The sequence below is a fragment of the Kingella sp. (in: b-proteobacteria) genome (assembly GCF_030527935.1).
Lineage (GTDB): Bacteria > Pseudomonadota > Gammaproteobacteria > Burkholderiales > Neisseriaceae > Kingella_B.
Genome location: NZ_JAUMZV010000028.1, coordinates 20,876 through 28,770, shown reverse-complemented (window position 1 = coordinate 28,770; position 7,895 = coordinate 20,876). Strand labels below are relative to the sequence as shown.

Annotated in this window: 6 protein-coding genes; all 6 read left to right on the top strand. The window is 56.1% G+C overall.

The features are described from left to right. Positions 1 to 410: 410 nt before the first annotated feature. The 6 genes from recC (at position 411) to Q4A85_RS09480 (ending at position 7,602) form a co-directional block, all read left to right on the top strand. Positions 411 to 3,956 carry an exodeoxyribonuclease V subunit gamma gene (recC, locus tag Q4A85_RS09505; protein ID WP_303109787.1) on the top strand — a complete coding sequence of 1,182 codons (3,546 nt, stop codon included), beginning with the start codon at positions 411 to 413 and terminating at the stop codon, positions 3,954 to 3,956. A gap of 41 nt (positions 3,957 to 3,997) precedes the next feature. Continuing rightward, on the top strand, positions 3,998 to 4,150 hold the full coding sequence (locus tag Q4A85_RS09500; RefSeq protein ID WP_303109785.1) for a hypothetical protein: 153 nt from the start codon (positions 3,998 to 4,000) through the stop codon (positions 4,148 to 4,150). A 112-nt stretch (positions 4,151 to 4,262) separates the two neighbouring features. Beyond that, entirely contained in the window at positions 4,263 to 5,063 is an 801-nt protein-coding gene (locus Q4A85_RS09495; protein ID WP_303109783.1) for a ScpA family protein, read from the top strand. A gap of 33 nt (positions 5,064 to 5,096) precedes the next feature. Then, positions 5,097 to 5,231, top strand: a complete 135-nt coding sequence (locus Q4A85_RS09490) for a hypothetical protein (protein WP_303109782.1) — start codon at positions 5,097 to 5,099, stop codon at positions 5,229 to 5,231. Between the two features lie 187 nt (positions 5,232 to 5,418). Further along, positions 5,419 to 5,565 carry a hypothetical protein gene (locus Q4A85_RS09485; protein ID WP_303109780.1) on the top strand — a complete coding sequence of 49 codons (147 nt, stop codon included), beginning with the start codon at positions 5,419 to 5,421 and terminating at the stop codon, positions 5,563 to 5,565. A gap of 51 nt (positions 5,566 to 5,616) precedes the next feature. Next, positions 5,617 to 7,602, top strand: coding sequence for a DNA topoisomerase IV subunit B (locus Q4A85_RS09480; protein WP_303109778.1), 1,986 nt, complete (start codon positions 5,617 to 5,619; stop codon positions 7,600 to 7,602). Positions 7,603 to 7,895: the final 293 nt, after the last annotated feature.

Sequence of the window (7,895 nt, the reverse complement as noted above, 5' to 3'; positions counted from 1 at the left end):
AGCAACGACAGGCGATGGAGAGAAATCGGGATATGGGTGGGCGGAGTATTTAGGTGAAAATAGGAGGCATATCTTAGAACCTGTATTCACTATTTCCATAGACATCTTTTATGCCCTAAAAACGCGCCTACTGCGTTAAAAATGCTCGCAAGGTGTCCAACCTTGCTGCGCTTTTTGCCTTGTATCCGCGCTTTTATGTCATAAAATCTGCCTATGAAAATAGTGAATACAGGTTCTTAAAAAATAGGCTGTATGTCTTGTTATGGATGTTTTCAACACGATTTAGCGTTTGAGTATGCTAAATCGCGTTTTTTGTTTATCAAAGAGCAGCCTGAAAACCATTTACCCCACTTTCAGGCTGCCTAATCTATAATCCACCCCCATCGCCATCCATCCCCGCTTGCGCCATCATGCTCCATCTCTACCAATCCAACCGCCTTGAAGACATCGCCCAAATGCTCGCGCGCATTCAACAAGTCGCGCCGTTGGAAAGCCCGTTTGCTGCCGAAGAAATCGTTGTCCAAAGCCAAGGGATGCGCCGCTATATCAGCCAATACCTTGCCCGCGAAACGGGCATCGCTGCCAATCTGCATTTCAGCCTGCCTGCGGGCTTAGCGTGGCGGTTGATGCGCGAAGCCATGCCCGATATTCCCGCGCTCAGCCCGTTTTCATCCGAAGTGATGCGCTGGCGGCTGCTCGCGCTGTTTCAATCCGCCGAGTTCGCGCAATCTCCCGATTTTGCCGCCGCGCGTCAAGCTCTTGCGCCGTATCTCAACAATGGCGATTACGCTGCCTATCAGCTTGCGGGGCAGCTTGCTGATGTGTTTGACCAATATTTGGTGTACCGCCCTAATTGGATAGAAACATGGGCGGCGGGCAAACTGGTCGCCGAGCTGGCGCACAGCCGCAGCGCGGCGCAGCAAATTTGGCAAGCCCAGCTTTGGCAATATCTGGATGATGGCAAGCAAGGCGCGCCACATCGCGTGCAACTGTGGCGCACGCTGATGCAATCGCTCGCCAGCCCCAATCCGCGCCTGCCCAAACGCTATTTTGTGTTCGGCATCGCCACGCTTGCGCCCATGTATTTGCAACTGCTCGCCCAGCTTGCGCTGCACCGCGAAGTGCATATTTTCGCGCTCAACCCCAGCCAAGAATACTGGGGCAACATCATTGAGCCTGCGCAAATTCTGCGCCAAACTCAAACCGCCGATTTAAGCCAACAAGGGCATCCGCTGCTTGCTTCGTTGGGCAAGCAAGGGCGCGATTTTTTTAACGAGCTTGCCGAAGTTGAAGCCCAGCTAGACCTTGCTTCCTACACCGATGCCCCCCAATCGCCCAGCCTGTTGCACAGCATTCAGCATCAAATTCAAACGCAAACCCTGCCCGAAACCGCTCATGCAAACGACTGGCTTGCCGAGCATCAAGACTATGCGCGCAGCCAACCCCATTTTCAGGCTGCCTTATCGCAGCTTAATCAGTCATATCAAACCGCACTTGCTGCCTATCAAGGCAGCCTGAAAGCCGAAGGCTTCAACACCGAAAACATCCCTCAAAACACCAACTCCGACCTATTTTCAGGCTGCCTTGATGCCTTACCGTCCCCGCCCGAACCAGCCGCCATCCAACCCATCCACCTAGCCCATCAGCAAAACATCGCCCTTGCCCAACTTAACGCCGACCCCAGCATCCAAATCCACAGCGCGCACAGCCCGCTGCGTGAATTGCAAATACTAAAAGACCAACTGCTCGTGCTGCTCGCCCAACACTCTGATTGGCAGCCGCACGACATCGCCATTCTCACCCCCCACATAGAACCCTACACCCCCTATATAGAAGCCATCTTTGGCAAACACAGCCCCCACCCCCTGCCCTACACCCTATCCGACACCCAAATCGCCCACCGCCAACCGCTGCTGGATGCCCTAGCGCAAACCCTTGCCCTGCTCAACAGCCGCTTTGAAGCCGACAAACTCATCGCCCTGCTGGATAACGACCTGATTCTCGCCAGCCACCAGCTCACCCGCAGCGACCTGCCGCTTATCCACGACACCATTGCCACACTCAACATCCGCTGGGGCAGCGATGCCGCCCAACGCAGCCAACACAGCAGCCAGCCCAACGCCCAATACACATGGCAACAGGGGCTAGACCGTCTTGTGCTCGGCTTGATGCTGCCTGAAAACCCACAAAACCCCATTTGGCACAACATCGCCCCCCACAGCAGCAACCCCAATCATCAAGACACCCTAAGCCACTTCGCCGCATTGGTGTCCACCCTTATCCACCATCAAAACCAATGGCAAACCCCCGCCAGCATCCCGCAATGGAACGAACGCATCCACAGCCTAATCAGCGACCTGATTACCCCGCAAAGCGATGCCGACCACCAAGCCCACCAACAGCTAGAAACCGCCCTAGCCAACTGGCAAAACGAAGCCCAAACCGCCCACTACACCCAAGCCATAGACCAAACCATCGCCATCCAACACCTAAACCAATACCTAACCAACCAAGACGACGCAGGCTTCTTGCGCGGCGGCATCACCATATGCAGCATGGTGCCCATGCGCAGCCTGCCCTTTAAAGCCATCTGCCTACTGGGCTTAAACGACGGCGACTACCCCCGCAACACCAAAGCCGCGCCCTACGACCTTATCGCCCAACACCCGCAAAAAGGCGACCGCGCCCGCCGCGACGACGACCGCTATCTGTTCCTAGAAGCCATCCTATCCGCCCGCGAAGTGCTGTATCTGTCCTACATCGGCAAAGACATCCGCACCGACGAAGAACGCGCCCCCAGCACGCTCATCGGCGAGCTTATTGACACCATCGCCGCGCTCACCCAAATCCCCGCCAACCAGCTTAACCAACATTGGATAACCCATCACCCCCTGCAACCCTTCTCCACCCAATACTACACAGGCAGCCTGAAAACCCAAACCCGCACCACCAAACTCATCAGCACCCGCCAAGACTACGCCCAAGCACTCAGCAACCCCCAGCCCCCCGCTGCCCCATTCCTGCAAAACTACACCGCCCCCGAAACACAAGAGCAGCCTGAAATTCCCCAAGCCACCTTTCTACAATACTGGCGCAACCCCAACCGCCAATGGCTCAAACGCGCCCTAGGCTGGCAAGCCCCACACACCCAAGCCGCCCACCCCAGCAGCGAACCCTTCACCATCGACAACCCCCGCCAACTAGACACCGCCTACACCCAAGCCCGCCAACACCACCAAGACTTTGCCGCCCTAGCCACCACCCTAACCGCCCAAAGCCAACTGCCCACAGGCGCATTCAACCACCTAATCGCCCAAGAACAAGCCATCGCCGCCGCCCAACTAGACGGCGCACTCATCCACAGCCCCCGCCAAAGCGACCACACAGGCAGCCTGAAACTGCCCACAGGCACGCTGCACTACACCCTAAACCACAACCACCAACACGGACAAATCCTTTACGCCCACCAATTTCTCCCCAACCACAACACCCAAGCCAAACTCCAAGCCAGCGACAGCATAGAACTCCTGCTGCGCCACCTGATATACAGCGCAGTCTCCCCGCAAACCACCGCCCAGCCCACCCACTACATCGCCCTACACCAAAGCATCACCCTGCCCCCCATCGCCCAACCCGCCGCCCAAGCCACCCTAGCCCAATGGCTCGCCGCCTACCAACAAGGACAACACCACCCCATCCCCTTCTTCCCCCGCGTAACCCTAGCCGCCGCCATCGCCTACCACACCAAAACCCAAAACTGGGATGCCGCCCAAAACAAAGCCCACAGCGTGTACCACCAAGGCTACAACGGCTTCCCCCAAGCCGACTACCCCGAAACCAAACTCATCTACGGACGAGACGAAGAACCCCCCATCAACAGCCCCACCTTCCGCCACCTAACCGAAAACCTATTCGCCCACCTAGCTGATTGCCTTGCCGCGCTAGACCTTGATTAACCCAAAGGCAGCCTGAAAATGAAACAGCACCCAATGGAGCGGTGACGGCTCGTCGCCACCCGCTCGCCATCAACCAAAGGCAGCCTTATCCATTTGTCCAAGTCTTTGATTTGGGTATAAATGGTTATACCGCAGCGCAACGCGCAAGGTTGAAAACCAATCTATTCCTTCTCCCGCTGGCGGGGGAAGGTTAGGATGGGGGTGGCAGGTTAAACAACCACTCTCATCCTAACTCTCGTAGGGTGGGCAACTCGTTGCCCACCATTGCTTACCCCCACCACTGGCAACCATACCGCCCCCCCACCCATGACCATCGCCTACCTATTCGGACAACCCGTAACCGACCTACCCAAAGACCTATTCATCCCCCCCCAAGCCCTGCAAGTCGTGCTCACCAGCTTTGAAGGCCCGCTAGACCTATTGCTATACCTTATCCGCAAACAAAACCTAGACGTGCTAGACATCCCCATGCTGCACATCACCGAGCAATACCTTGGCTACATCAACCAAATGGAAACCCACCAATTTGACCTTGCCGCCGAATACCTGCTGATGGCCGCCGTGCTCATAGAAATCAAATCCCGCCTGCTGCTGCCGCAAACGCAGCCTGAAAACGACGAACCCGAAGCCGACCCCCGCGCCGAACTCGTCCAACGCCTGCTCGCCTACGAACAAATGAAACTCGCCGCCCAAGGGCTAGACGCGCTCCCCCGCGCAGGACGCGACTTCGGCTGGGCGTACCTGCCGCTGGAAATCGCCGCCGAACAACGCCTGCCCGAAGTGCAACTTGCCGACCTGACCCAAGCATGGCTGCGCATCCTTTCCCGCGTCAAACACAACCAAAGCCACCAAGTAGAACACGAAGCCATCTCCGTGCGCGAACGCATGAGTGCCATCCTGCGCCAGCTCAACGCCCAAGCAAACTGCGCCTTTTCCCAACTCTTCCAGCCCGAGCTGGGAGCCGCCCACGTTGTCGTCAACTTCATCGCCCTGTTGGAGCTGGTCAAAGAAGGTTTGGTGCTGGTGCGCCAAGAAAATCAGTTTGGCGAAATAGAAATCGCCCTAACGCAAAGCCAAACGCAAAACCATCGCCCAGCCATTACATAAAACCCTTTCAAAACCCTTTCAGGCTGCCTTTGAGTGTTTGCGTGTAACCAAAGGCAGCCTGAAAAACAATTCAACATCATCAATCCAACAATCATCCAATCCCAAGACAGCCTGAAAAACAAAACCGTTTGGATTGAGCCAAACGATTTTTTTTACTGGATAGATTGAATTTCAGGCTGCCTAACCCATCACAACCGTTTACTACTGCCACCCATTCCCCTACGTCCAGCCGAACGGAGCATCCTTTTTTCGGAAAAAAGCGTGCGCTTGTCCAACAACGCACCCTACCACTTTACACCCCCAAGCCAACCACAAAGCACCACCCCCTTTTCAGGCTGCCTAAACGCGAGCGCGAATGCTTGAGCAGCGTGAAACGCCAACTCGCGCTCCCTACGGCTTGCTGGCAAGCCGTGCACATGGTTTAACCCGTAGGTCAGGCAACTCGTTGCCCACCCTAAATTGCCACCACCATTTTCAGGCTGCACCCCAAAAAGCAGCCTGAAACAATTTTTAGTAAAATACCCCTCTTTATTGATACACCCCAAAAACCACCATGTCCCCACAACCCCACTACACCGAATCCAGCATCAAAGTCCTAAAAGGGCTAGAACCCGTCAAAGAACGCCCTGGGATGTACACCCGCACCGACAGCCCCACCCACATCATCCAAGAAGTCATTGATAACGCCGCCGATGAAGCCCTAGGCGGCTACGCCACCCGCATCAGCGTAGAAATCCACGCCGACCAATCCATCACTGTGCGCGACAACGGGCGCGGCATCCCCACAGGCAATCACCCCACCGAGCATCTGCCCGTGGTAGAACTCGTGTTCACCCAACTGCACGCAGGCGGCAAATTCAACAAAACCGAAAGCGGCGGCGCATACGCCTTTTCAGGCGGCTTGCACGGCGTAGGCGTATCCGTAACCAACGCCCTATCCCAACGCCTAGACGTAACCGTCAAGCGCGAAGGCAAAATCCAACACATCGCCTTTGCAGGCGGCGATGTAGTAGAACCCCTACACCCAATCGGCACCTGCGCCGCCAAAGACACAGGCACCGAAGTGCGCGTGTACCCCGATGCCCGCTATTTTGAAAACCCCAGCTACAACCTAGCCGAGCTAGAACGCCTGCTGCGCGCCAAAGCCGTGCTGCTCAAAGGCGTAGAAGTCAGCCTAACCCGCCCCAACAAAGGGCAGCCTGAAAACCCCATCGTCCAAACATGGCACTACCCGCAAGGCTTGCCCAGCTATTTAGACGACCTGCTCGCCAACGCCCAAGAAGCCGTGCCCATCTTCGCAAGCGAAAACTACCTTGCCCACAGCAGCGAAGACTTCCACGCAGGCGAAGGTGCAGCATTCGCGCTCACATGGCTAGAAGACGGCAACTGCGCCAACGAAAGCTACGTCAATCTCATCCCCACCCCGCTCGGCGGCACGCACGAAGCAGGGCTCAAACAAGCCATGTTCAACGCCGTAAACAACTTTATCAACCACCACAACCTACTGCCGCGCGGGGTCAAACTTAACAGCGACGACGTATTCAGCCGCGCCGCTTTCGTGCTGTCCGCCCGCATCCTAGACCCCCAATTCCAAGGGCAAACCAAAGACAAACTCACCAACCGCGACGCGCTCAAACTCGTATCCAGCGTATGCAGCGACCCCTTGGAACTCTGGCTCAACCAAAACATAGAACACGGCAAAAAAATCGCCGAACTCGCCATCAAACAAGCCCAAGCCCGTCTGCGCAGCACCAAAAAAATAGAAAAGAAAAAAGGCAGCGGCGTTGCTGTGTTACCAGGCAAACTCACCGACTGCGAAAGCGAAGACATCCGCGAAAACGAGCTGTTTTTAGTGGAAGGCGACAGCGCAGGCGGTTCAGCCAAGCTCGCCCGCGACAAAAACACCCAAGCCATCCTGCCCCTGCGCGGCAAAGTGCTCAACAGCTTTGAAATCCACCGCGACCAACTGTTTGGCAACGCCGAAATCCACGACATCTCCGTCGCCATCGGCATAGACCCCCACGGCGCAAACGACCAGCCCGATTTAAGTACCCTGCGCTACGGCAAAATCGCCATCCTATCTGATGCAGACGTGGACGGCTCGCACATCCAAGTGCTGCTGCTCACCCTGTTCTACAAACACTTCCCCAAGCTCATAGAACACGGACACATCTACGTTGCCCAGCCGCCGCTGTTTCGCGTAGACATCAACGCCCAAGGCAAAAACAAACCCGCCAGCAAACTCTACGCCCTAGACCAAGCCGAGCTAGACAGCATTTTGGAGCGGCTGCACAAAGAACACATCAAGCCCACCGCCTACGCCATCAGCCGCTTCAAAGGCTTGGGCGAAATGAACCCCGACCAGCTCAAAGACACCACCCTGCACCCCGACACCCGTCGCCTGCTGCAAGTGAGCATCCCCGATTTAGAACGCAGCGACACCGAAAACATCTTCATCAAACTGATGGGCAAAGGCGAAGCCGCCAGCCGCCGCGCATGGATGGAACGCGAAGGCGACCAAGCCGAGTTGGATATTTAGGCAGGCTGAAAAGCCCTACGCCCATTTTCAGGCTGCCTTATCCACCCCAATTAGGCAGCCTGAAAAACAAAATGGAACAGCAATGGCTTGTTGCCACATAGCAAATATCCAACCGTAGGGTGGGCAACTGGTTGCCCACCATGATTGCCAACATTGCAGGTGGGCAATAAATTGCCCACCCTACCGCCCACATCTAAGGCAGCCTGAAAAAACAGAACCATTTTGGTGTTCTACCACACGGTTTTTGTGGGATAGATTGCCTTTCAGGCTGCCCCTATCCCCCCAACCAACCA